This window comes from Amycolatopsis sp. BJA-103 (genome assembly GCF_002849735.1).
In the GTDB taxonomy this organism is placed as follows: Bacteria; Actinomycetota; Actinomycetes; order Mycobacteriales; family Pseudonocardiaceae; genus Amycolatopsis.
Genome location: NZ_CP017780.1, coordinates 3108937 through 3131561, shown reverse-complemented (window position 1 = coordinate 3131561; position 22625 = coordinate 3108937). Strand labels below are relative to the sequence as shown.

Here is a 22625-nt window from a genome sequence, read left to right as displayed (position 1 = left end):
ACAGAAAGAAATCACCCTTTGTTGCCGACGTGAAGTAAATCCTTGGTCCATTGTGGTGACGCGGGTGCCCGGCTACTGACTGTCTGTCACGAGTTGATCGATTGAGGCCGCTTCGCCGATCGCGATCTCCTCGGAGAACGCGGTTTCCCCGAGAGCCGCGACGATGACTCCGGTGATCCTGTCGACGTCGCCGCGTTCGGCCTTCGGCAGGGGAGCACCCGCCGATTCCCGGGAGGCCGCGGCGGCACCCAGCAAGCGTGCGGCACGGTGATACGAGCCGGCTCCCGCTTCCGCGCCGGCAAGGCCTTCGAGACCGAGGGCGATCGCGCGAGGATCGCCGCTGGGGCGAGCGACGGCCAGGCCATCCAACTGGAGCTTCTTCGCCTTCACAGCGTCTCCGCGTTGCTCGGCGATGAACCCGAGCTCGGCGAGGATCAGGGTGCTGCCCGCCGCGGACTCCACCCGGCGATGCCAGTCCAAAATGGACAGCAGTCGCCGCTCGGCCTCGTCGAACAGCCCTTGGCGTCGCGCGCCGAGCGCGAGCCCTGTCTCGGCGTAGACCTCGCCGGGGGTGAAGCTGTGTTCGATGGCCAGCGCTTTGGCCCGCTCGTGGAAGTCCTTGGCCTCCTGGAAGTCTCCGGTGAGCAGCGCTGTCCGGCCGAGCCAGGACAGTTTGTAGGCGACCTCCGGCCACAGCGCCAGCTCCTCCGCGCGGCGAAGGCTCTCTCGGTGGACGCGGGCGGCGTGGTCGTAGTCCCCGGCGATCGAGGCCAGCATGCCGAGGACGAACGATGCCTGCAGCCAGCCCCAGCGCTCGCCGAGGCCGTCGAAGATCCCGGCGCTCTGGGCGGCCATGCGGCCGCCGCCGGTGAGATCGCCCCCGGCGATCAGGTGTCCCGCCCTGTCGCTCAGCGCGGCCGCGGCACCCCAGTCGTCGCCGACGTCACGGGCGGTTTCCAGCGCGCCGAGCGTGAGCTTCTCCGCGCGGCACAGGTCGCCGATCGTGGACCACGCGTAGCCGAGGAACCACAGTGACCGGGCGCGCGCGACGGGATCGGCGATGCCCCACACGGCTTCCTCCGCCGCACCCTCGGTGCAGGTGCCGTCGAGCACGGCGATGCCGGTACGCCAGCCGAGTGCCTGCGCGTGTTCGTCGCCGGTGGCGCTCTCCGGGACGAGCACGAGGTCCAACGAGCGCCGGGCCTCGGTCAGCCTGCCGCGGAGGAACCAGAACCACGTCGTCGCGTTCACCAGCCGCGACGCGAGCCGGTGTTCGCCTTGTCGCAACAGGGTTTCCAGCGCGCGGCGGGTGTTGGCGCCTTCGGTGTCGAGCCTGTTTAGCCAGCGCCGCTGTTCCTTGCCGCGCAATCCCGCGTCGCCGCGTTCGGCCAGTTCGACGTGGAAACGGGCATGCCGCAGGTACAGGTCGTCGAGTTCGCCCGCCTGCCCGGCATGTTCCAGTGCGTACGCCGAGACCGACTCCAGCAGCCGGAACCGCGGTTCGCCCGACCTGCCCGGCCTGCTGACCACCAGAGACCGGTCGACGAGCCGGGCCAGCAGGTCCAGGACGTCGGCGGAGGCGATCTCTCCGCCCGCGCAAACCGACTCGGCCGCGTCGAGACCGCAGCCTTCGGCATGGACGGCGAGCCTGCGCAGCACGATCTGTTCGGGCTCGCTCAGCAGACTCCAGCTCCAGTCGATCATCGCGCGGAGGGTCTGCTGACGGCGTGGTCCGCCCCGTCTGCCCGAGGACAGCAGGCCGAACCGGTCGTCGAGGCGGGCGAGGAGTTCGTGCACGCCGAGCGTCCGCACCCGGGTGGCGGCGAGTTCGAGCGCCAGCGGGATCCCGTCGAGCGTGCGGCAGATCCGGGCGACCACGGCCGCGTTCTCCGCGTCGAGCGCGAAACCCGGGGCGGCGGCCGTTGCCCGGGCGGTGAACAGCCGGACGGCACTCGATTCCCGCACGGTGGCGAAATCGGCCTGCTCGGGCAGTTCGAGCGGCGGGACCGCCCAGACGGTCTCCCCTGGCAGCCCGAGCGGCTCCTGGCTGGTCGTGAGCACGCGCAGCCGGGGTGCCGCCGCCAGCAGCCTCTCCACCAGCGCCGCGACCGGTTCGACGACCTGTTCGCAGTTGTCCAGGACGACCAGGATCTCTTTGTCGCGCAACGCATCGGCCAGTGAGCGCGTCAGTGTCTTCGCGGAAGTGGCCTCCTCCCGGACGTCGAGCACGGCCGTCAGGACGACGGCGACCAGGTCTTCCGGCGGGCAGGTGGGGCACTCGACGTTGTCCAGGCCCGCCAGTTCGACCAGCCAGGTGCCGTCGGCCATCGCCAGTTTCGACGCGGCCTCGATCGCGAGCCTGGTCTTGCCCACCCCGCCCGGACCGGTGAGGGTGACCAGCCGTGAGTCGGTGACGAGCGCTCCGACCTCCTTGACCGCCGTCGTGCGGCCGACCAGTTCGGTCAGCGCCTCCGGCAGGTTCCCCCGCACCGGTGCGGTGGCACGGACGGGTTCGAGATCGGGGCTCCGGGTGAGGATGGCCTGGTGTAGGGCCGCGAGCTCCGGCCCCGGTTCGAGGCCGGACTCGTCACGCAGACGGGTGCGCAGCTCGGCGTAGGTTTCGAGCGCCTCACTGTGCCGCCCGGCCGCGTACAACGCGCGCATCAGCAGGCCTCGGAGCCGCTCCCGCAACGGATGCCGTGAAACCAGACCGGCCAGCTCCCCGGTGAGGACCCCATGCTCGCCGAGAGCCAGCCGGGCTTCGGCTCGCTCCTCCTCGGCGAGCAGCCGTTCCTCCTCCAGTCGCTGTGCCGCGGCCACGGCGAAGGTCTCGTCCTCGAACCCGGCATACGCCGGCCCGCGCCACAACGCCAGCGCGTCCGCCAGCAGTGCGGCCCTGGCACGTGGATCGACGGCCTCACGGGCACGGGCGGTGAGCGTGCGGAACCGGTGGACGTCCAGGTCACCGGGTTCGACGGCGAGGACGTATCCGGCGGGGTGATGCGTCACGATCTCCCGGGCACCCGGCTCGGCTTTGCCGAGGGTGCGGCGCAGCTGGGAGACCTTGGTCTGCAGGGTGTTGCCGGGGTTGCCCGGCGGATGCTCACCCCAGAGATCGTCGGTCAGCGACGACACCGACGCCGCCCTGCCCTCCCTGCTCAGCAGCCCGGCGAGCAGGAGGCGGACCTTCGCCTCGGGCACGACGACGGGCTCGCCGGCGGTCGTCCACACAGCGAGCGGTCCCAGCACTCCGAAACGCACGAAACCGACGTTAGCGCGGACCACCGACAATCTCGTGCGGGCGGCCGTGCGCGAACCCGCAGCGATCCGTGCGCGGGCGGCGTCACGGTGGTCCCATGACCGAACACGGCAAGACCCCGGTGACGGTACTGGGGCTGGGCGCGATGGGAACCGCGCTCGTAGAGGCACTGCTGGCCGCAGGGCATCCGGTCACCGCGTGGAACCGGACCGCGAGCCGCGCCGAGGGCGTGGCGGCGAAGGGAGCCACTGTCGCTTCGACGGTGTCCGAGGCTCTCGCGGCGAACAAGATCGTGATCGCCTGCCTGCTCGACTACGACTCGGTGCACGAGGTCCTGGACCCGGTCGCGGCCGGGCTCGAAGGACGGCAGCTGATCAACCTGACCAACGGCACCCCCGGCCAGGCACGCGAGATGAGCGCGTGGGCCGGGGAACTGGGCGCGGACTACCTGGACGGCGGGATCATGGCCGTCCCGCCGATGATCGGCTCGCCCGCGGCGTTCATCTTCTACAGCGGATCGGGCACCGTCTTCGGCCGGGCCCGCACCGCGCTCGACACCTTCGGCGGCGCCAACTACCTCGGGGCCGATCCCGGATTGGCGCCCCTGTACGACATCGCACTGCTCAGCGGGATGTACGGGCACTTCATCGGTGTCATCCAGGCCTTCGCCCTCGTCGGCTCCACCGGAGCCAAAGCGAGGGAGTTCGCTCCGCTGCTTCGCGGCTGGATGGACGCGATGAGCGGCTTCCTGGAGCGCGCGGCCGAGCAGATCGACGACGGCGACTACGTGACCGGCGTCGTGTCGAACCTCGCGATGCAGGCCGCGGCCTTCCCGAACCTGGCGAAGGCCGCCGAAGAACAGGGTGTCAGCGCCGAGTTGCTCGCGCCGCTTCAGCCCTTGATGGACAAGCGGGTCGCGGCCGGGCACGGCGCCGAAGACCTGATCGGCATCATCGAACTCCTGAAAAAGTAAGGAAAGAACAATGATCACACTGATCGGGCTCGGCCCGATGGGACAGGCCATGGTCCGGGTATTCCTGGAGAACGGCCACGGAGTGACCGTCTGGAACCGCACCGCCGCCCGCGCGGACGGCGTCGTCGCCGCGGGTGCGGTGCGCGCCGAGACACCGGCGGACGCGGTGTCGGCATCGGAGCTGGTGCTGCTGAGCCTCACCGACTACGCGGCGATGTACGACATCCTCGGCAAGGCGGAGGAAGCGTTGGCGGGCAAGGTGATCGTCAACCTCAGCTCGGACACCCCGGAGAAGACCCGCGAAGCCGCGGAGTGGGTCGAGGCCCGTGGCGGGCGGTTCCTCGCGGGTGGCCTGATGGTCCCGGCGCCGTTGGTGGGCAAGGAGGAGGCCTACGTCTTCTACAGCGGCCCGGCCGAGGTGTTCGAGAAGTACCGCGAGACCCTGGCGCTCATCGGGCGAGCGGACTTCCTCGGCGAGGACGTCCGGCTGGCGCAGCTGTTCTACCAGGCACAGCTGGACATCTTCCTGAACTCGCTCTCGGTGTTCATGCACGCGAGCGCGCTGGTGCGTTCGGCCGGGACGTCCGTGGAGAAGTTCGTCCCGTACGCCAAGGACCTGTTCGCGACGATGGACTTCTACCTGGACGCCGCGGCCGAGCAGATCGAGAAGGGCGACCACCCCGGCGACGAGGCCGACGTGACCATGATGGGCGCGACCGCCGACCACATCGTGCAGGCGAGCCGGGACGCGGGAATCGACGTCCTCCTGCCGGAGGCGGTCAAGTCGCACTACGACCGGGCGATCGCCGCGGGACACGGGCGCAGCTCGTGGACCAGCCTGTTCGAGGTCATCAAGGAAGGCTGACCCGGCTGATGGTCCGTGAAGGACTCCTTCCCTACTTTCAGGGTAGGGAAGGAGTCCTTCACGGACCGACGCCCAGCACTTCCAGGAACGCCTTCGCCGCCGGAGTGACCGTGAAGCGGTTCCAGACCAGATGCTCGATCCGCGCGGGCGCGTCCGTCACCGGCACGGTGACCACACCGCTCAGGTTCGGCACGTACTTCGACGGCAGCAACGCCACTCCCAGCCCTTGATGGATGAGCCGCGCCATGAAGTCGGCGGCCGTCACCTCGAAGGCCACCTCACGGGTCACTCCGGCCGCGGCGAACGCCTGATCCGTCTGGGCCCGCCCCGCCGATCCGGCGGGGAAGTCGGCGAACACTTCGGACGAGAGCCGCTTCAAGTCCACTTCGGACTCGTCGGCGAGCGGATGACCGGGTGCCACCACGGCGACCAGGTCGTCACGCCCCAGTTCGCAGGTACCCACGCCCTCCGGCCGGTCCGACACCGGAAGCCCGAGGAACGCGACCTCGATCGCGCCGTCCTTGATCTGCTGCACCAGGTGCCCGCTCGCGCCGACCCGCAGTCCGATCCGGACATGCGGATACCGCCGGTGGAACGTCTGCAGCGCGGCGGGGACGTCGAGCGCCGCGACGGTCGGGATGACGCCGACGGTCAGCCGTCCGCGAATCTCGCCGACCGCGGCGGCCACCTCCGAACCCGCCCTCTCGGCGGCTTCGAGACATTGACGGGCGGCAGGCAGGAACGCCTCACCCGCGGCCGTGATCCGGACCCTGCGGCTCGTGCGCTCGAACAGCCGAGCGCCGAGTTCCCGTTCGAGCCGCGCGATCTGGTGACTCAACGCCGACTGCACGACGAGGCATCGTTCCGCGGCGCGAGTGAAGCTGTTCGTCTCCGCCACCGCCACGACGTACCGCATCTGCTGAAGCTCCATAGATCTATCTTGAATCAAGATTGATCAGGTGACAAACATGTGTTGGACTCATTGATCGGCAGCGTCGAAGCTGAGAAGCGTGAAAACGCTGACGACCACACCGCGCACCGCCGGGCTCACCGGCACCGCGCTGACCGCCTTCGCCCCGATGGTCTGGGGTACGACCTATGTCGTCACCACCGAACTGCTCCCGCCGGGACATCCGCTGTTCGCCGGGCTCATGCGCGCCCTCCCCGCGGGCCTGATCGCGCTGGCCATCACCCGCACCCTCCCGCGTGGCGGCTGGTGGCTGAAGGCCGCCGTCCTCGGCGTCCTCAACATCGGGATGTTCTTCCCCCTGCTTTTCGTCGCCGCGGAACGGCTGCCCGGAGGAGTCGCGGCCACCCTCGGCGCCGCCCAGCCGCTCCTCGTCGCGATCCTCGCCGTGGCCGTGCTGCGGCAGAGCCCGTCCGCGTGGCGGTTCGCCTGGGGAATCGTCGGGATGGTGGGCGTCGGGCTGGTCGTGATCGGACCGGCGGCCGGTTTCGACGTCATCGGGGTCCTCGCCGGACTCGGCGGCGCCGCGACCATGGCGCTCGGCGTCACCCTCACCAAACGGTGGGGACGTCCGGCGGACGTCGGACCGACGGCGTTCGCCTCCTGGCAGCTCACCGCTGGCGGACTGTTCCTGGTGCCGGTGACCTTCCTGTTCGAAGGCGCGCCGCCCGCCATCGACCTGAACGCGGCCCTCGGCTACCTCTGGCTCGGGCTGATCGGCGGTCTGCTCGCGTACGTCCTGTGGTTCCGCGGCATCACGTCCCTGCCGGTCACCTCGGTCGCCGTCCTCGGCCTGCTCTCGCCGATGGTCGCCGCGCTGCTCGGCGCCGCACTGCTCGGCCAGTCGCTCGGCCTGATCCAGCTCGTCGGTTTCGCACTCGCCCTGGCCTCGATCGTCGCGGGCCAGATCACCCCGAAGACCAAGCAGGAAGGCATCGTCCGATGAAGATCGCCGTTGTCGGAGCGTCGGGCATGACCGGCTCCCGTGTCGTCACCGAGGCCGTCGCCCGCGGGCACCACGTCACCGCCGTCTTCCGCGGTGACCCGGCTGAACCCCCGCACCCGGGCGTCGACGTCGTGCGAGGCGACGCCACCGACGTCGACCACATGACCGCGGTCCTCGCCGGAGCCGACGCCATCGTGGGCGCCACGAGACCCGCGCCCGGCGCGGAAGACACCGTCGCCGCCACCATCACGGCCTTGCTCGACGCCGCAGCGGGTACGCGCGTCCTGGTGGTCGGCGGTGCCGGACCGCTGCGCTCGCCTTCCGGCGGTCTCGTCATCGACGACCCGGCGTTCGTGCCGGTGGCCTGGCGGACCATCGCCTCGGCGAGCACGACGCAGCTCCAAGCCTGCGAAGCGCACGCGGGGGACTGGGTGTACCTCAGCCCGCCCGCGATGCTGGAGCCCGGGATCCGGACCGGGGGCTACCGGCGTGGAGCGACCACCATCCTCACCGCGGCTGACGGCTCGTCCCGGATCTCGGCGGAGGATTTCGCCATCGCGATCGTGGACGAACTCGAGAATCCGGGCCAGGACCGGCATTTCACCGTCGGATATTGAACCGGCTGAGCATCTCGGGTGGGTCACCGGGCGACGGCGTCTCCGGACTGCGTTCCGCCTCGATCTGGATCTCGATGTTGGTCTTGTGCGCTATCGGATCCCAGATCTCCTCGATCGGCGCCAGCAGGGACTGGCTCACGCCGCATCGGCGGGCACGCACGGCGTACCACGCGAACCCGGCCAGGAAGAGCGGGAGGCTGAGGAACGCGGCCACGGGTGCCAGGAACTCCATGCACCGGACGATACAGTAACGTCGTGTTTCTAGAAACGTACTGTTACTGAAAGAGAGACGATGTCCAGGCTGACGCGGGCCGAGCAGCAGCAACGCACGCACGGACACCTGCTGGAAGCCGGGCGAGAGGTCTTCCTGCGGCGCGGTTTCCTCGCGGCGACGGTCGAGGAGATCGCGACCGACGCCGGCTACACCCGCGGAGCCGTCTACAAGCATTTCGGTGGCAAGGAAGGGCTGTGGCTGGCGATCATCGAAGCCGGTGCCGACGGCCATCTCCGAGGGCTGCGGGAAGCTCTCGCCAGTGCCACCACTCGCGACGAGGTGCTCGCGGCACTGAACCCCGCGGACGTAGCCGACAAGGACGCGGCGAAATGGAGTGCCGCGGCCGCGGAGGTGCTCGCCGCGACGGCGCAGCAGCCGGAGACCACCACTCAGGTCGCCGCCATCCAGCGGCGTCACGACGACGAGGTGGTCGCCCTGCTGACCGAGCACTCCCGCCGCCTGCGCCTCGAACCCGCGATACCGCTGGACCAGGCCGTCGTCATGCTGGGCGCACTGGGGATCGGCCTCGCCCTGCGTCAGACGGTCGCCCCGGCGGCCGACCCCGGCGCGATCCTCACCCACGTGCTGGGCACGTTGTTCCCGTCCGAGGCAACGTGACGGACGTACTCCCGATGACAACCTGGGGAGGGATCGATGCAGCCATATCCGTTGCAAGAAGGCGAAGAAGTGCTGTGGGCAGGATCGCCGCGGCGTCCGCGAAAATGGCTTCCCGAGTACGCGCAAATGATCGCGGTCGCCGCGGCGATTGTCTTCCTGATCGTCATCGGAGGCGGGCTCGCGGGGTAGACCCCGTTCGTCGGCCTGATCGAGGCAGGCCTCGGCACGATCACCTTCGGAAGCCGATGGAACCGGTGGCAGGCCCGGGAGAACGAACACCGCGGCGCTTGGGCGACGCCGGTGCTGGAACTGCGGGCGATCCCGGAAGCCCGGCGTGTGGCGGATCTCATCGTGCAGGCGCGAAACCGGTTGAACGGCACCTACACTCTGTCGCCGTGATCGATTCCTTCACCACCGCCGACCTCGTCGACGAACACGGCGACCGGCTGCGCGTCTGCGACACCCAGTTCCGCCAGTTCGGCGGGCACCGGAAGTTCTCCGGCCCGATCCGGACCGTCTCCTGTCACGAGGACAACGGCCTGGTCAAGAAGCTGCTGAACACCCCAGGCGAGGGCAACGTCCTGGTCGTCGACGGCGGCGGCTCCCTGCACAGCGCGCTCACCGGCGACATGATCGCGAAATCCGCCGTGGACAACGGCTGGGCGGGCGTGGTCGTCAACGGCGCGGTCCGCGACAGCGCCGAACTCGCCGGACTCCCGCTCGGCGTGAAGGCGCTCGGCACCAACCCGCGCAAGAGTTCCAAGGCGGGAGTCGGCGCCGTCGACGTCCCTGTCGGCTTCGGGGGAGTGACCTTCACTCCCGGCGACACGCTCTACTCCGACGACGACGGCGTCGTGATCCTTCCCGCCTGAAACAGGCTCAGATGACGATGACCCGGCGTCCGCGGGTGTGACCGGCATGGCTGTCGACATGCGCGGTCGCGGCGTCGGCGAGCGTGTACGACTTCTCGACCGGGATATGGAGCTTGCCCCGTGAAATGAGGTCCGAGGCCTCGGCGAGCGCGTCCGGCACGCTGCCCGCGACGCCGGAGAACCGGACACCGAACTCCGGTGCGCCGAGATCGGCGATGGAGAGCACCTTCAGCGGATCCCCGGTGAGCTCGACGAGTTCGGGGATCACGCCCGATCCCGCGAGGTCGAGAGCCGCGTCGACCTGGCCGAGCTCTCGCACCCGTCCTGCCCATCCCTCGCCGTACGTCGTGGCGATGGCGCCCAGGCCGCGCAAGTAATCCTGGTTCGCGGCCCCGGCCGTGCCGATCACCGTGATGCCGCGTTCACGGGCGATCTGCACTACCGCCGATCCGACCCCGCCGGACGCGCCGCTGACCAGCAGCGTCTCGCCGGATCGCACCCCCACTTCGCGGATGAGGCGCAGCGCGGTCTCCGCCACGGAGGGATATCCGGCCGCCTCTTCGAACGTCAGGCCCTCGGGCATCCTGGCCCAGACCGTCATCACGGCGAACTCGGCATAGGTGTTCAAGCCCTCGCCGAACACCCGGTCGCCGACCTCGGCATCCGTGACACCCTCGCCGACCTCGTCGACCACTCCAGCGGCGTCCAGCCCGACCCCTGAGGGAAGCGTTGTCGGATGTGCGCCCAGGACCTGGCCCTCGCGAACCCTCCAGTCGAAGGGGTTCACACCCGCGGCTCGCACCGCGATGCGTACCTGGCCGGGGCCCGCGTGCGGGTCCTCGGCGTCGACGAGCTGCAGGACTTCCGGACCACCGAACTCGGTGAAGATCACTTTCTTCATGAGCTCGACCGTAGCACTAACGGTTAGTGTTTTAGAACTGGTGGTGTTTTGGATCTGATAGCGTTGCAGCATGACCGAGGTTCTCGGACGTCGTGAGCGCAAGAAGGCCGCGACCCGACAGAAGATCGCCGACACCGCCCTGCGGCTCTTTCTGGAGCGCGGATACGACGCGGTGGGCATCCGCGAGGTGGCCGCGGAGGCCGACGTCGCCGTCACCACGCTCTTCTCCCACTTCGCCTCGAAGGAGGCATTGGTGTTCGAGCGGGACGCGAATTTCGAGCAGAGCCTCGCGCGGGCGGTGACCGGTCGCGCCCCGCACGAGCCGCTCATTTCCGCGCTGCGCCGGGAGATGCACGCGATGGTGCGGCATTGCACGGCGGACGGTGCCGCGCCGATCTGGCGCATGATCGACGGATCGCCCGCGTTGCGGGAGTACGAGGAATCGATGAGGCTGCGGCACGCGGAGTCGCTGGCGGCGGCGATCGCGGCCGATCCTGGTCTCTCGCATTCCGCGACGGCCTGCCGGACGATCGCGCGGTTCGTGGTCGATGCCCATTCGCTCGGTCGCGAGGCGGCCGATCCGGAAGCCGCGGTGGACGAGATCTTCCGCATGATCGAGGCGGCGTGGGAGGTTGTCAGTCCTTCGGAGCAACCGGCGGGCTGAGGTCGCGGTGGTCGTGAGTGGCGATTCGGGTTCCGGTGGACACGGCCCGCGACGATGAAGGAATTGGGACGCTTAACGTCCCGATTCCTTCACGCTCGGCATGCGGCCACACCAGCCGTTCAGGTGTCGCGAAAGCCACTTTCGGGACATCAGACGTCGCGAAAGTGGCTTTCGCGACACCGCCGCTGGGCATCACTGAGTCCGTGAAGCTGCCCAGAACTCAGCAGATATCACCGCGGCTGGACGAGACCGACCGCAGCCCGGATCGCGCCGACGAACCGCTCCGGCCGGTACCGTCCGGGGTCGGTGAGCACGAGCCGCGCGGCCATCTCGAACAGCGCGGTGACGGTGTGCGCGACGATTTCCGGATCGAGTTCCGCCGGGGCACCGACGGCTTCCAGGAGCCATCGCGTCAGCGATTCCGCCCGGTCGAGGGCGATGGCGCGCGCGGCCTCGCGGGCGGCGTGGAACTCGGCGGGCATGTCCGCCATCGGCATGACGATGCAGTACCACCGGTCCGGCGTTTCCTGGACGGCGTTGAGGAAGTCGGCGAGCGTCCGCGCGATGAACTCGGGGGCGTCCTCGGTGAGGAACCGGCCCGGGTCACCCGGCAGTACTTCGAGCAACTGCCGGAGCGCGGCTTCCTGCTCGCGCCGCAACAGTGCGGCCAGCAGCTCGTTCCGGCTGCGGAACTGGCCGTAAACCACCGGTTTCGTGACGCCGGCCTGTTCGGCGACCGCGTCCATGGTCGTGGCGTTGTGACCTCGGGTGACCACCAGGTGCAGGGCCGCGTCAAGCACCTGCGTTCGGCGCTGCTCGGCTGGCACGCGTGCGGCGTAGGCACGGCGTTTCCGCGGTGTCGTGCTGGTCAACGGCCCTCCTCAAGCGCACTCTGGACAAAGCTACTCTAGCGTAGGATATTGCTACGCATCAGTATTAATTGCGGGAACGGGAGGCCGACGTGGCGATGAAACCAGTGGAACCGATGCTGGACCACGGGTTCTTCGGACCTGGATCGGTCACCTGGAAGGTGTGGGGGCATGTGACGGCCGCCGTCACCGGGCTGCAGCGGTCCGTCGTGGTGGAGGAGCTCGACCCGGCGCTGATCGCCGCCGTCGACAAGACCGGTGCGAACTACGCGCGGCCTCGCACCCGCTACGACCGCACGGTCCGCTATTTCGCCATGGTCGCGTTCGCCGACAGCCAGAAGGTTTCCCAGGCCGCGGACGTGCTGGTGAAGGTGCATGCCAAGGCGATCGGCGTCGAGCCCGTCAGCGGCAACCACTACGACGCCAACGATCCGCACTCGCAGTTGTGGATCCTGCTCACCGGCTGGCATTCGGTGCTCAAGGCCTACGAGCTGTACGGCGGGGGCCGGCTCACGCCAGCCGAGGAGAACCGGTATTGGGAGGAGTGCGCGATCGCCGCCGAATTCCAGACCTGCGACCCCGCGGACGTTCCCCGCACCCGCGATGGCGTGCGGGAGTACTTCGAGCGGATGCGTCCCCGGCTCGCGGTCAGTGAAGCGGCCCGGAAGATGATGGACCACCTGTTGACGGCGAAGGTGGTCTTGCCGCCGGCGCCGCGGGTGCTGGCTCCGGCCCTCTGGGTCGTGAACTGGTTCCTGCGCGCCGGGACGATCGCGACCATGCCGCGCTGGATGCGGAAGCTGAGCGGGTTCACCCAACCGCAGGTCGTCGATCTGCTGGTCCGGCCGGTCCTGCGGCTCGGCTACGGCGTCGTCGATCGCAACCCGCGGCTGAAACTGGCGGTCGCCCGGCTGCTGGCGCCCTCCGCGGTGCCGGTCGTCGCTCCGTACGTTCTCGGCGTCCCGCCGCTGTCCGAAGAGGTCTTGACCCCGGCCGAAGCACGACGGCGTTACGGCTACGACAGGCCGGCCGACGCCCACCGTGACATCCGGGCGAAGCAGCACCAGCGGGTGTTCGGCGCCGGGCAAGCACCCAGCGAAGACGGTCTCATCGAGTCCCAAGCCGTTCTGGGCTCGCTGTCTTGAGCCGTCAGTTCCTCGGCATGACGCAGAGTTCCCTGGACGATCCCGACTTGAAGTCGTAGACGACCGGGTTGCCGTACTCGTAGCCGGGCACTTCCTTGCAGTCCGAGCCGGTACTGGACGCCAGCTGCGCGATCACCGTGTAGTTGGCCGAATCGTCCGTGCAGTGGACCCGGACCGCGCTGGCGCTGAACTTGCCGTTCGTCCCGGCGTCTTCGTCGGCCGAGATGCAGTCTCCGGCCTGTGCGGAGAACGGGTCGGGATCGACCTCGGGGGCGCTGCCGCTGAGGGGAGTGCCACTGATGGCGTTGTCACCGGTCGCGAGCGCCACGGTCACCGCGATCCCTCCGACGGCGACGACGAGAGCGGCTGCCGCGACTCCGAAGACCAGCCCCGTTTTCGGGGACTTCTTCGGCGGCGGAGCGGGGTACTGCTGCCAGACGGGCGGCTGCTGGGGGTAGGTCACGTCATCAGGATCGACGGCGTCGATGAAATTCCGATGACAGAGTTCACTTGCGGGCGACGAGCCGTTCCACCAACCCGAGCTTGAACCGGTCCCGGTGCTCCACCGTCAGGCCGAGGTCGCCGATCTTGTCGAACGGGCGCCGCAGGAAGTGCTCGCCCGCCATCGGCACGGTGATCTTTTCGGTGAGCCATTGCAGGCCGCGGACGGCACGCGACGAACTCGCGATGTGATCGAGCAGGATGAGCAGGCCGCCGGGCCGCAGGACCCTGGCCATTTCCCGCAACGCCTTGCCGTCGTCCGGGATGGCGCAAAGTCCCAGGGTGCAGACCACGGTGTCGAACGAACCGGCGTCGAACGGCAGGTCGTGCGCGTCGGCACGCCTCAGCGTCACCGGGTGGCCGAGGCGTTCGGCGCGGTCACGGGCGATGGCGAGCATGCCGTCGCTGAGGTCGATGCCGGTGAGCGTGACGTCGCCGGGATAGAGCCGCAGATTCAGGCCGGTCCCGACGGCGACCTCGAGGACGTCGCCGGTCGCCTGGCCGCAGGCCCACGCTCGCGAATCGCCGAAGAGCTTCCGGTCGAGAAACTGCATCTCCCGGTCGTAGTTCCGGGATTTGCCGTCCCAGTAACGGTTCCAGCGCGCGGGCGGGGTCATGGCGTTCCTTTCAGCAGCAGTGCTCACCGCGCCAGGCTTCGCGGCCTTCCTTGATCGCGACGGCGGCGATGACGAGGGCGACCAGCGGATCGGCCCAGTACCAGCCGAAGAGGCTGTTGAGCAGCAACCCGACGAGCAGCACACCGGAAAGATAGGTGCAGAGCAAGGTCTGCTTCGAATCGGCGACAGCGCTCGCGGAGCCGAGTTCTCGCCCGGCGCGGCGCTGGGCGTGGGACAGGAAGGGCATCACGAGCAGCGAGACCGCCGCGAGCACGATCCCGACGGTGGAGTGCTCGGCGGGGTCGGCGCCGAACAGGGTGCGTACGGATTCGACGGTCACATAGGCGGCCAGCGCGAAGAAGGACACCGCGATGACCTTGAGCGCGGTGCGTTCGCGGGCTTCGGGGTCCTTGCCGGAGAACTGCCACGCGACGGCGGTGGCGGAAGCGACCTCGATGACCGAGTCCAGGCCGAAGCCGATCAGCGCGGTCGAGGAGGCGATGGTGCCCGCGGAGATGGCGATGACCGCTTCGATGACGTTGTAGGTGATCGTCGCGGCGACCAGGAGCCGGACCCGGCGCGACAACACGACGCGGCGATCCTCGTCCACTGTGGATGTCGTGGCGCAGCAGCCGTCCGCGCAGGATCCGCTCTCCACGCTCACCGGAGCACCTCTATACCGGCGTCGTCCACACAGGGCTCCGCCGTGTCGACGGCGAGCACGACCTGCACCAGTTCCCGCAGCGCGCGGGCGAGGTGGGCGTCCGCCAGCGCATAGCGGACCTGCCTGCCCTCGTAAGTCGCCACGACCAGCCCGCACCCTCGCAGGCACGCGAGGTGGTTGGACACATTGGAGCGGCTCAGGCCGAGTTGCCCGGCCAGCTGGCCGGGATAGCTCACGCCTTCGAGCAGAGCGACCAGGATCCTGCACCGGTTCGGGTCGGCGAGGGCGCGACCGAGCCGGGCGAGCGCGGCGCCCTGGGTTTCACACGTCAGCACGGGTAGAACAGTACAGCGCTCGCTGACATGTCAGCAACGGGTGGGCAGGGTTGGAACGGCTGCTTGACACGACGGAGTGTCCGGATGCGACCCTCTGTTTCGTCGCTGTCTGTCAAGCCATCGCCGAACACGGGCGCGCGGGTGACCCGAAAGGACTCGGCGCACCCCTCCAACGGCCGCATAACGCGTACGCCCGGGAGTCCCGGGGCGGCGGCGCATAACACCTCAGAACAATCGCTGGACCGATTGTGTGGGTGCGTTAAAGCGCCGAGTAATGGTGATGGAAGCCTTCTCGCATAATGGGGAAATCGGCATTCGGGTGGCCTTTTCTCACTACCCGAAAGTGCGCTTGTGCGGGCAAACCGCCTTGCTATGTTGATCCCTGCGGGGGCCGCACCTCGGGGCACAGTCGGCACACCGTGGTTGGTGGATCTTGTTTTCTCACGCGACTATTGAAGGGTGGACCTTGCTGTGACCGTGACCGAATCGGACACTTCCGCCGAAGGTGTCCAGGGGCCGGGAAATCCGCAGCTGAGTTTGGGCCGGGCCGCCGCGCGAAACCTGGCGACAACGACCAAATCCGTTCCGCAGATGCAGGGAATTTCGTCCCGGTGGCTGCTGAAGATGCTCGAATGGGTTCAGGTCAACGGTGGCGCCTACCGGGTCAACCGGCGGCTCAATTACGCGGTCGGCGACGGCCGGGTGACGTTCTCGAAGGCCGGCACCGAAGTGAGCGTGATCCCGGCGGAGCTGGGGGAACTGAAGCCGCTCAAGGGGTACGACGACGAAGAGGTGCTCGACGAACTCGCCCGCCGCTTCGAGCAGCAGGAGGTATCGGCGGGCGACGTGCTCGTCGAGTTCGGGCACCGGGCCGACCGGGTCTACCTCATCGCCCACGGCAAGATCACCAAGACCGGCCCCGGTCACTACGGTGACGAGACCGCGCTCGGTGTGGTCAAGGACGGTGACTACTTCGGTGCGCAGGCCCTCGTCGCCGACGACGGGATCTGGGAGTTCACCGCGAAGGCGGCCACGGCCTGCACCGTGCTGACCCTGACCCGCCAGGCCTTCGAGCGCGTGCTGGAGCAGTCCGAATCGCTGCAGGCGCAGATCGAGCAGGCGTCGCAGGATTCCGGTCGTGCCAACGACTTCGGTGAAGCCGAGATCGACATCTCCTCCGGCCACGACGGCGAGCCGCTGCTGCCGGGCACCTTCGTCGACTACGAGACCTCGCCGCGGGAATACGAACTGAGCGTCGCCCAGACCGTGCTGCGGGTTCACAGCCGCGTCTCCGACCTCTACAACCAGCCGATGGACCAGACCGAGCAGCAGCTCCGCCTGACCATCGAGGCGCTGCGCGAGCGCCAAGAGCACGAAATGATCAACAACGCGGACTTCGGCCTGCTCAACAACGCCGACTTCACCCAGCGCATCCCGACACGCTCCGGTCCGCCCACTCCGGACGACTTCGACGACCTGCTCGCCCTGGTGTGGAAGGACCCCGGCTTCTTCCTCGCGCATCCGCGCACGATCGCCGCGTTCAGCCGCGAGTGCAGCAAACGCGGTATCTACCCGACCGGCGCCGACCTCGGCGGGCACAAGGTGCCGTCCTGGCGCGGGGTCCCGATCCTGCCGTGCAACAAGATCCCGGTGAGCCAGACCAGCACCAGTTCCGTGCTGCTGATGCGCACCGGCGAGAAGAACCAGGGCGTGATCGGCCTGCGTCAGATCGGCCTGCCCGACGAGTACGAGCCCGGCCTGAACGTCCGCTTCATGGGGATCTCCGAGCAAGCCATCATCTCCTACCTCGTCAGCACGTACTACTCCGCCGCCGTGCTCGTGCCGGACGCGCTCGCCGTGCTCGAAGCCGCCGAACTCGGCCGCGAAGGATGACCGCCACGACGCCGGAGGCCGACCGGCGGCTCAGTCTCGGTCCCGCCGCCGCGCGCAACCTGGCGACGACCACCAAGACGCGGCCGCAGATGCAGAGCATCACGCCGCGCTGGCTGCTGAAGATGCTGCCCTGGGTCGAGGCGACCGGTGGCTCCTTCCGGGTCAACCGGCGCCTGACCTATGCTGTCGGCGACGGCCGGGTGAGCTTCACCAACGTCGGCACCGAGATCAGGGTCGTCCCGCAGGAACTCGCGGAACTGGCACTGCTGCGCGGTTTCGACGACGAGGACACGCTCACCGCGCTCGCCGACCGGTTCGTGCAGCACGAGTACCGGCCCGGCGAGACGATCGTCAGCCACGGTTCCCCGCTCGACGAGGTCGTGCTGGTCGCGCACGGCAAGGTCGCCAAGGTGGCGCCGGGCGAGTACGGCACCGAAGCCGCCATCGGCAGCATGGCCGACGGCGACCACTTCGGTGACGAAATGCTCGCCGGCATCGATCGCAACTGGCCGTTCACCGTCAAGGCCGTCACCCCGGTGACGGTGCTGACCCTGCGCGCCGACGACTTCGCCGACCTCAACGGCCGGTCGGAGGCGATGCGCCGTCACGTGCAGGACATGCTGGCGCACAAGGGAAAGCCGCAGAACGCCAAGGGTGAGTCCGAGATCGGGATGTCGTCGGGGCATGACGGGGAGCCGCTGCTGCCGGGCACCTTCGTCGACTACGAGATCTCGCCGCGCGAGTACGACCTCGCCGTCGCCCAGACGGCGCTGCGCGTGCACACACGCGTGACCGATCTCTACAACGGGCCGATGAATCAGTTCGACGAGCAGCTCCGGCTGACCGTGGCGGCACTGCGGGAGCGGCAGGAACACGACCTGATCAACAACCGCGAATTCGGGCTGCTGCACAACGCAGACCTCAAATCGCGGTTCCAGACCCGGTCCGGCCCGCCGACGCCCGACGACATGGACGAACTCGTCAGCCGCCGCCGCAAGACGAAGTTCTTCCTCGCCCATCCGCGCGCGATCGCCGCGTTCGGCAGGGAATGCACGCGCCGCAGCCTCTACCCGGAAGGCACCACGGTCGACGGCAAGGTGGTCGCCGCGTGGCGCGGGGTGCCGATCCTGCCCTGCGACAAGATCCCGGTCACCGAGGCCGGCACGTCCTCGATCCTCGCCATGCGGACCGGGTTGGAGGACAACGGCGTGATCGGCCTGCACCAGACCGGTCTGCCCGACGAATACGAGCCGGGCCTGAACGTGCGTTTCGACGGCATCAGCGAGAAGGCGGTCGCGACCTACCTGGTCAGCACCTACTACTCGGCCGCCGTTCTCGTGCCCGACGCGCTCGGCGTTCTGGAGAACGTCGAGGTCGCGCGGTGACCATCAGTCCTGCCACGACAACGAACACCAATGCTCCAGAAAGGACCACCCACGTGACCATCGCCCGCACCCCCGTTCCCGCCAAGGTGCTGCGCACCGAATACCAGAAGTCGGTGGCGTCGTACTGGAACAAGGAGAAGGACCCGGTCAACCTGCGGCTGGGTGACGTGGACGGGCTGTACCACCACCACTACGGGGTGGGCGAGGTCGACTGGTCGGTACTGGAGGGGCCCGAGAGCACCCGCGACGAGCGGATCATCGCCGAAATGCACCGCCTGGAGACCGCGCAGGCGGACGTCCTGCTCGATCACCTCGGCGACGTCAAACCGGAGGACCGGCTCCTCGACGCCGGCTGCGGGCGCGGCGGCTCGAGCATCATGGCCAACGCACGGTTCGGCTGTCACGTCGACGGGATCTCGATCTCGGAGAAGCAGGTCGAGTTCGCCAACCACCAAGCGGAGATCAGGGGCGTCGCCGACCGGGTGCGCTACCACTTCCGCAACATGCTCGACACCGGCTTCGAAACCGGCTCGCGCAAGGGCATCTGGAACAACGAAAGCACCATGTACGTGGACCTCCACGAGCTCTTCGCCGAGCACGCGCGGCAGCTGGAGTTCGGCGGCCGCTACGTCACCATCACCGGGTGCTACAACGACGTGACCGGTGGCCGGTCCAAGGCCGTCGCGCAGATCGACCAGCACTACACCTGCAACATCCATCCGCGCAGCCAGTACTTCAAGGCGATGACGGCGAACGACCTGGTGCCGATCTCGGTGGTGGACCTCACGGCGGACACGATCCCGTACTGGGAACTGCGGGCGAAGTCGTCGGTGGCGACCGGGATCGAGGGGCCGTTCCTCGACGCCTACCGGGAAGGCAGCTTCCACTACCTGCTCATCGCCGCGGACCGCGTCTGATCCCGCGAGACCACCGGAGTGAAGTGATGACGGAACACGGTGCGCTGGCCACGTTGCTGGCCGGTCCGAGCGGATTGGGCACGTCCGCCGCCCGGCTGGCGGCCAGGCTGGCTCAACCGGCCGCGATTTCTCCGGCGGCGGAGGAGGCTCCGCCGCCGGAGGGACCCGGTCTCGATCCGGCGTACGCGTTCCGGCCGTGGGGTGACGGGTCGGCACCGCCGCTGTACTGCCCCGTCACCGAACGGATCAACGAACCGCTCGCCGAGGAGGTCGACCGGCGGTTGGCCTTGTGGGCGGGGGAGTGCGGGTTCGACGAGGAGGAATGCGAGCAGATCGGGACGGCGGGCTTCGGCAGGCTCGTCATGCTCGCCCACCCGGACTGCGAGGATCCCGACAGGCTGCTGATCTCGGCGAAGCTCAACGCCGCCTGGTGGGCGGCCGACGACCTCTACGCCGACGACACCTCCCTCGGCGCCGTCCCGGCGGAGCTGCCGCCGAAGCTCGCGCTGGCGATGGCCGCCATGGACCCGGTGCCGTCGTTGGGGGAGTTCAGCCGCGACCTCGACGAAACCCTGCGGAGCGACCGGGTTCTGATCGCACTGAATTCGGGTATCGAGTATCTGCGGGCGTCCGGGACGGCCGCGCAGGTGCAGCGAGTCTGCTATTCGACGTTCGCGATGTTCGTGAGCTGGACCGCCTACGCGGCTTGGCGCCACAGCGGGAAGTACCCGCCGGCTTGGGAGTATCTCGCGGCCAGGCAGCACGACAGCTTCTACACGTCGATGACGTTGATCGACGTCCTCGGCGGCTATGAACTGACGTCGAACCTCTACTACGACCCGCGGGTCCGTGAGGCGGCCATCCAGGCGGGTACGGCGGCCGTGCTCGTCAACGACGTGCACTCGGTCACCAAGGATCTGGAGGACGAGTCGCCGCCGTGCAACGCGGTCCTGTTGATCGCCGACGACCGGAAGTGCTCGATCGCGGAGGCCACGGCGATCACCGTCGAGCTGCACAACGACGTCGTCCGGGACTTCCAGGCGGCGCACGAAAAGCTGAGCGCGGTGCCTTCTCTCGAACTGCAGCGGTTCATGCGCGGGTTGCGGGGGTGGATGGGCGGCGGTTTCGAATGGCACTCGACGAGTCCGCGGTACCGGCCGTGAAGGGCCCCTTCCCTCGGCTCAGTCGAAGAAACTCGACCCTCACGCCTGTCCCAAGTACGTGATGGCCCCCTTCCTTGCGCTAGACGCAAGGAAGGGGGCCATCACGTACTTCAAGCGGCGCTTTCGCGACACTGCTCACGAGATCTACGCCTAGACGACGCCCGCGGCGATCAGCTGCTGCCAGATCACACCCTGGTCCACGACCTCGACTTCGAGCTTCTCGGCCTTGGCGATCTTGCTCGCCCCGACGTCGGCACCGGTGATGAGCATGTCGGTGTTCGCCGAGACCGACGTCGCGGTGGTCGCGCCCGCCTTCTCGCACAACCGCTGGAAGGTCGGGCGCGGCACCTTTTCACCGGAACGGGGGTCGCTGATCGACCCGGTGACCACGACCGTCTTGCCTTCGAGCGGCGCACCGGCCACGACGACCGGCGGGAGGTCCTCCTCGCGCACGTCCAGTGAGACACCGACCTCCCGCAGCCGCTCGAGTTCGGGGCGCAACCGCGTGAGGTGCTCGATCAGGGACGCGGCGACCTTCGGGCCGATGTCGTCCACGGCGACGAGGCCTTCTTCGCCCGCGGCGGCGACGTCCTCCAACGAACCGAACCCCGCCCGGCACAGTCGCGCGGCGGTGCCCTCGGAAGCCATCGGAATCGCCAGCCCGATCAGCGCCCGGCGCAGGCCGACGGCGCGGCTCGCGTCGATCGATTCGATCATGCGGGTGGCGGAGATGTCACCGATACGGTCGAATTCCAGCAGCGTTTCCTTGGTGAGCCGGTAGAAGTCCGACGGGTGTTCGAGAATCCCGGCTTCGGCGAGCCGCTCGATCCAGACCCCGCCGATCGCGTCGATGTCCGCGGCCGCTCGCGAAGCCCAGTGGATCAGACGGCGGACGGTCTGCGCGGGGCAGGCGACGTTGGTGCAGAACAGTTCCCGGCTGTTGCCCTGTTCGGTCAACGGTTCTTCGCACGACGGGCACACCGACGGCGGCACGATCTCGCGTTCCTCACCGGTGCGCTTGGAGGCATCCAAGACACCCGCCACGAACGGGATCACGTCACCTGCACGGCGTACCAGCACGGTGTCGCCGATCTTGATGCCGCGGGCGCGGATGACCTCCTGATTGGCCAGTGTCGCCCTGGTGACGGTGGTCCCGCCGACGAACACCGGCTCCAGCCACGCCACGGGAGCGATCTTGCCGGTCTTGCCGACATCCCAGACCACATCGGCGAGCACGGTGGTCTTCTCCTCGGCGGCGAACTTGAACGCCAGCGCGCCGCGGGGTGAACTGGACCGGGTCCCGGCGGCCGCGTACGCGTCGCGATCCGCCAGGCGCAGCACGGCGCCGTCGAGGTCGTAGTCGAGGTCGTTGCGCTGCTCCTCGATGGTCGTGATGACGGCTTGCGCCGCTTCCGCGTCTTCGCAGTGCCGCATGTCGGCGGCGGTGAAGCCGAGCGTCCGCAGCGCGCCGTCCAGATCGGTTTCCGCGCTGTCGGGTTCGGTGGACAGGTCGAACGCGAAGAACCGCAGGCGCCGCTCGGAGACGGTGGCCGCGTCCTTGGCGCGCAGCGTTCCCGCGGCGGCGTTGCGCGGGTTGATCAGCGGCTTGTCCGGATGCACCTTGTTGTACGCGGCGAAGGTGGACCGCAGCATGACGGCCTCGCCGCGCACCTCGACCCGTCCGGGGGCGTCGACCTTCTCCGGGACGCCGTCGGTCAGCGCCCGCACCAGCGGGGTCACGTCGTCACCGGTGGTGCCGTCGCCTCGGGTGATCGCCCGCGCGAGCCGCCCGTTCTCGTAGACCAGGGCCAGCGACAGGCCGTCCAGCTTCGGCATGACGACCACCGACTGACCGGGAAAACGGGTGAAGAACGCCGAGACCTGCTCGGGTTTGGTCGCCTTCTCCAGCGACAACATCGGGCGCGAGTGCCGGATGGGCGCGTGCAGCACGGCGGGCGCGCCGACCTGATCCAGCGGATTCGGATCGGGGGCCAGCCCGGGGTTGGCCTCGATGAGCCCCCGCAGCTCGTCCTCGACCGCGTCGTAGTCGGCATCGGCCACCTTCGGCGAGCCCCGGTAGTAGGCGTCGCGAAGGACGACGATCTGATCGGCGAGTTCTTGGATGCGGTCCCGAGCGTTCACGGGGCAGAGATTACCCGTGACCACCGACAGAACACCGT

23 protein-coding genes are annotated in these 22625 nt (G+C 68.7%); 13 read left to right on the top strand and 10 right to left on the bottom strand.

Annotated features, from left to right (window positions below):
• Nucleotides 1-72: 72 nt before the first annotated feature.
• Complete coding sequence (locus BKN51_RS13540; protein WP_101613205.1) at nt 73-3261, bottom strand: BTAD domain-containing putative transcriptional regulator; 3189 nt, start codon at nt 3259-3261, stop codon at nt 73-75.
• A gap of 95 nt (nt 3262-3356) precedes the next feature.
• Between BKN51_RS13540 and BKN51_RS13535 the strand changes: the two genes are divergently transcribed.
• Together BKN51_RS13535 and BKN51_RS13530 are read left to right on the top strand one after the other, a co-directional pair.
• Nucleotides 3357-4232 carry an NAD(P)-dependent oxidoreductase gene (locus BKN51_RS13535; protein ID WP_101607980.1) on the top strand — a complete coding sequence of 292 codons (876 nt, stop codon included), beginning with the start codon at nt 3357-3359 and terminating at the stop codon, nt 4230-4232.
• Nucleotides 4233-4242: 10 nt separating this feature from the next.
• Nucleotides 4243-5097 carry an NAD(P)-dependent oxidoreductase gene (locus BKN51_RS13530; protein ID WP_101607979.1) on the top strand — a complete coding sequence of 285 codons (855 nt, stop codon included), beginning with the start codon at nt 4243-4245 and terminating at the stop codon, nt 5095-5097.
• Between the two features lie 58 nt (nt 5098-5155).
• Here BKN51_RS13530 and BKN51_RS13525 read toward each other — a convergent pair whose 3' ends face one another.
• Nucleotides 5156-6028, bottom strand: coding sequence for a LysR family transcriptional regulator (locus BKN51_RS13525; RefSeq protein WP_101607978.1), 873 nt, complete (start codon nt 6026-6028; stop codon nt 5156-5158).
• Between the two features lie 79 nt (nt 6029-6107).
• Here BKN51_RS13525 and BKN51_RS13520 point away from each other — a divergent pair, with 79 nt between their 5' ends.
• On the top strand, nt 6108-7010 hold the full coding sequence (locus BKN51_RS13520) for an EamA family transporter (protein ID WP_174720412.1): 903 nt from the start codon (nt 6108-6110) through the stop codon (nt 7008-7010).
• A complete protein-coding gene (locus tag BKN51_RS13515) occupies nt 7007-7627 on the top strand; it encodes an NAD(P)-dependent oxidoreductase (protein ID WP_101607977.1) in 621 nt (206 codons plus the stop codon). Before BKN51_RS13520 ends, BKN51_RS13515 begins: the two co-directional genes overlap by 4 nt.
• Here BKN51_RS13515 and BKN51_RS13510 read toward each other — a convergent pair.
• Complete coding sequence (locus BKN51_RS13510) at nt 7611-7859, bottom strand: hypothetical protein (protein WP_101607976.1); 249 nt, start codon at nt 7857-7859, stop codon at nt 7611-7613. The genes BKN51_RS13515 and BKN51_RS13510 overlap by 17 nt on opposite strands.
• Nucleotides 7860-7919: 60 nt before the next feature.
• Here BKN51_RS13510 and BKN51_RS13505 point away from each other — a divergent pair, with 60 nt between their 5' ends.
• The 3 genes from BKN51_RS13505 to rraA all read left to right on the top strand — a co-directional run bounded on the left by BKN51_RS13505 (nt 7920) and on the right by rraA (nt 9391).
• Nucleotides 7920-8519 carry a TetR/AcrR family transcriptional regulator gene (locus BKN51_RS13505; RefSeq protein ID WP_101607975.1) on the top strand — a complete coding sequence of 200 codons (600 nt, stop codon included), beginning with the start codon at nt 7920-7922 and terminating at the stop codon, nt 8517-8519.
• A 36-nt stretch (nt 8520-8555) separates the two neighbouring features.
• Entirely contained in the window at nt 8556-8708 is a 153-nt protein-coding gene (locus tag BKN51_RS44270) for a hypothetical protein (RefSeq protein WP_233223165.1), read from the top strand.
• A 206-nt stretch (nt 8709-8914) separates the two neighbouring features.
• Nucleotides 8915-9391 carry a ribonuclease E activity regulator RraA gene (gene rraA / locus BKN51_RS13495; protein WP_101607974.1) on the top strand — a complete coding sequence of 159 codons (477 nt, stop codon included), beginning with the start codon at nt 8915-8917 and terminating at the stop codon, nt 9389-9391.
• Between the two features lie 7 nt (nt 9392-9398).
• Here rraA and BKN51_RS13490 read toward each other — a convergent pair whose 3' ends face one another.
• Nucleotides 9399-10292 (bottom strand): NADP-dependent oxidoreductase, encoded by an 894-nt coding sequence (locus BKN51_RS13490; protein ID WP_101607973.1) that lies wholly within the window; start codon nt 10290-10292, stop codon nt 9399-9401.
• 70 nt (nt 10293-10362) lie between these two features.
• Here BKN51_RS13490 and BKN51_RS13485 point away from each other — a divergent pair, with 70 nt between their 5' ends.
• Nucleotides 10363-10956: a TetR/AcrR family transcriptional regulator gene (locus BKN51_RS13485; protein WP_101607972.1), complete on the top strand. Its 594-nt coding sequence runs from the start codon at nt 10363-10365 to the stop codon at nt 10954-10956.
• 230 nt (nt 10957-11186) lie between these two features.
• Here BKN51_RS13485 and BKN51_RS13480 read toward each other — a convergent pair whose 3' ends face one another.
• On the bottom strand, nt 11187-11828 hold the full coding sequence (locus tag BKN51_RS13480; RefSeq protein ID WP_101607971.1) for a TetR/AcrR family transcriptional regulator: 642 nt from the start codon (nt 11826-11828) through the stop codon (nt 11187-11189).
• Nucleotides 11829-11923: 95 nt separating this feature from the next.
• Between BKN51_RS13480 and BKN51_RS13475 the strand changes: the two genes are divergently transcribed.
• Nucleotides 11924-12970, top strand: coding sequence for an oxygenase MpaB family protein (locus BKN51_RS13475; RefSeq protein WP_101613203.1), 1047 nt, complete (start codon nt 11924-11926; stop codon nt 12968-12970).
• A 4-nt stretch (nt 12971-12974) separates the two neighbouring features.
• Here BKN51_RS13475 and BKN51_RS13470 read toward each other — a convergent pair whose 3' ends face one another.
• The 4 genes from BKN51_RS13470 to cmtR are packed head-to-tail and all read right to left on the bottom strand — an operon-like array spanning nt 12975 to nt 15087.
• Nucleotides 12975-13433 (bottom strand): LppU/SCO3897 family protein, encoded by a 459-nt coding sequence (locus BKN51_RS13470; RefSeq protein ID WP_101607970.1) that lies wholly within the window; start codon nt 13431-13433, stop codon nt 12975-12977.
• A 43-nt stretch (nt 13434-13476) separates the two neighbouring features.
• Nucleotides 13477-14088, bottom strand: coding sequence for a class I SAM-dependent methyltransferase (locus tag BKN51_RS13465; RefSeq protein ID WP_101607969.1), 612 nt, complete (start codon nt 14086-14088; stop codon nt 13477-13479).
• Between the two features lie 10 nt (nt 14089-14098).
• On the bottom strand, nt 14099-14752 hold the full coding sequence (locus BKN51_RS13460; protein ID WP_174720411.1) for a cation transporter: 654 nt from the start codon (nt 14750-14752) through the stop codon (nt 14099-14101).
• Entirely contained in the window at nt 14749-15087 is a 339-nt protein-coding gene (gene cmtR, locus BKN51_RS13455) for a Cd(II)/Pb(II)-sensing metalloregulatory transcriptional regulator CmtR (protein WP_101607967.1), read from the bottom strand. The genes BKN51_RS13460 and cmtR overlap by 4 nt, the downstream gene beginning before the upstream one ends.
• A gap of 471 nt (nt 15088-15558) precedes the next feature.
• Between cmtR and BKN51_RS13450 the strand changes: the two genes are divergently transcribed.
• The 4 genes from BKN51_RS13450 to BKN51_RS13435 are packed head-to-tail and all read left to right on the top strand — an operon-like array spanning nt 15559 to nt 20445.
• Nucleotides 15559-16980 (top strand): family 2B encapsulin nanocompartment shell protein, encoded by a 1422-nt coding sequence (locus tag BKN51_RS13450; RefSeq protein ID WP_101607966.1) that lies wholly within the window; start codon nt 15559-15561, stop codon nt 16978-16980.
• Nucleotides 16977-18365 (top strand): family 2B encapsulin nanocompartment shell protein, encoded by a 1389-nt coding sequence (locus tag BKN51_RS13445; RefSeq protein WP_101607965.1) that lies wholly within the window; start codon nt 16977-16979, stop codon nt 18363-18365. The genes BKN51_RS13450 and BKN51_RS13445 overlap by 4 nt, the downstream gene beginning before the upstream one ends.
• 53 nt (nt 18366-18418) lie before the next feature.
• Nucleotides 18419-19282, top strand: coding sequence for a geranyl diphosphate 2-C-methyltransferase (locus BKN51_RS13440; protein ID WP_101607964.1), 864 nt, complete (start codon nt 18419-18421; stop codon nt 19280-19282).
• Nucleotides 19283-19308: 26 nt separating this feature from the next.
• On the top strand, nt 19309-20445 hold the full coding sequence (locus tag BKN51_RS13435) for a family 2 encapsulin nanocompartment cargo protein terpene cyclase (RefSeq protein WP_101607963.1): 1137 nt from the start codon (nt 19309-19311) through the stop codon (nt 20443-20445).
• A 150-nt stretch (nt 20446-20595) separates the two neighbouring features.
• Here the strand turns inward: BKN51_RS13435 and ligA are convergent, their stop codons facing one another.
• Entirely contained in the window at nt 20596-22587 is a 1992-nt protein-coding gene (ligA, locus tag BKN51_RS13430) for an NAD-dependent DNA ligase LigA (protein WP_101607962.1), read from the bottom strand.
• Between the last annotated feature and the right edge of the window lie 38 nt (nt 22588-22625).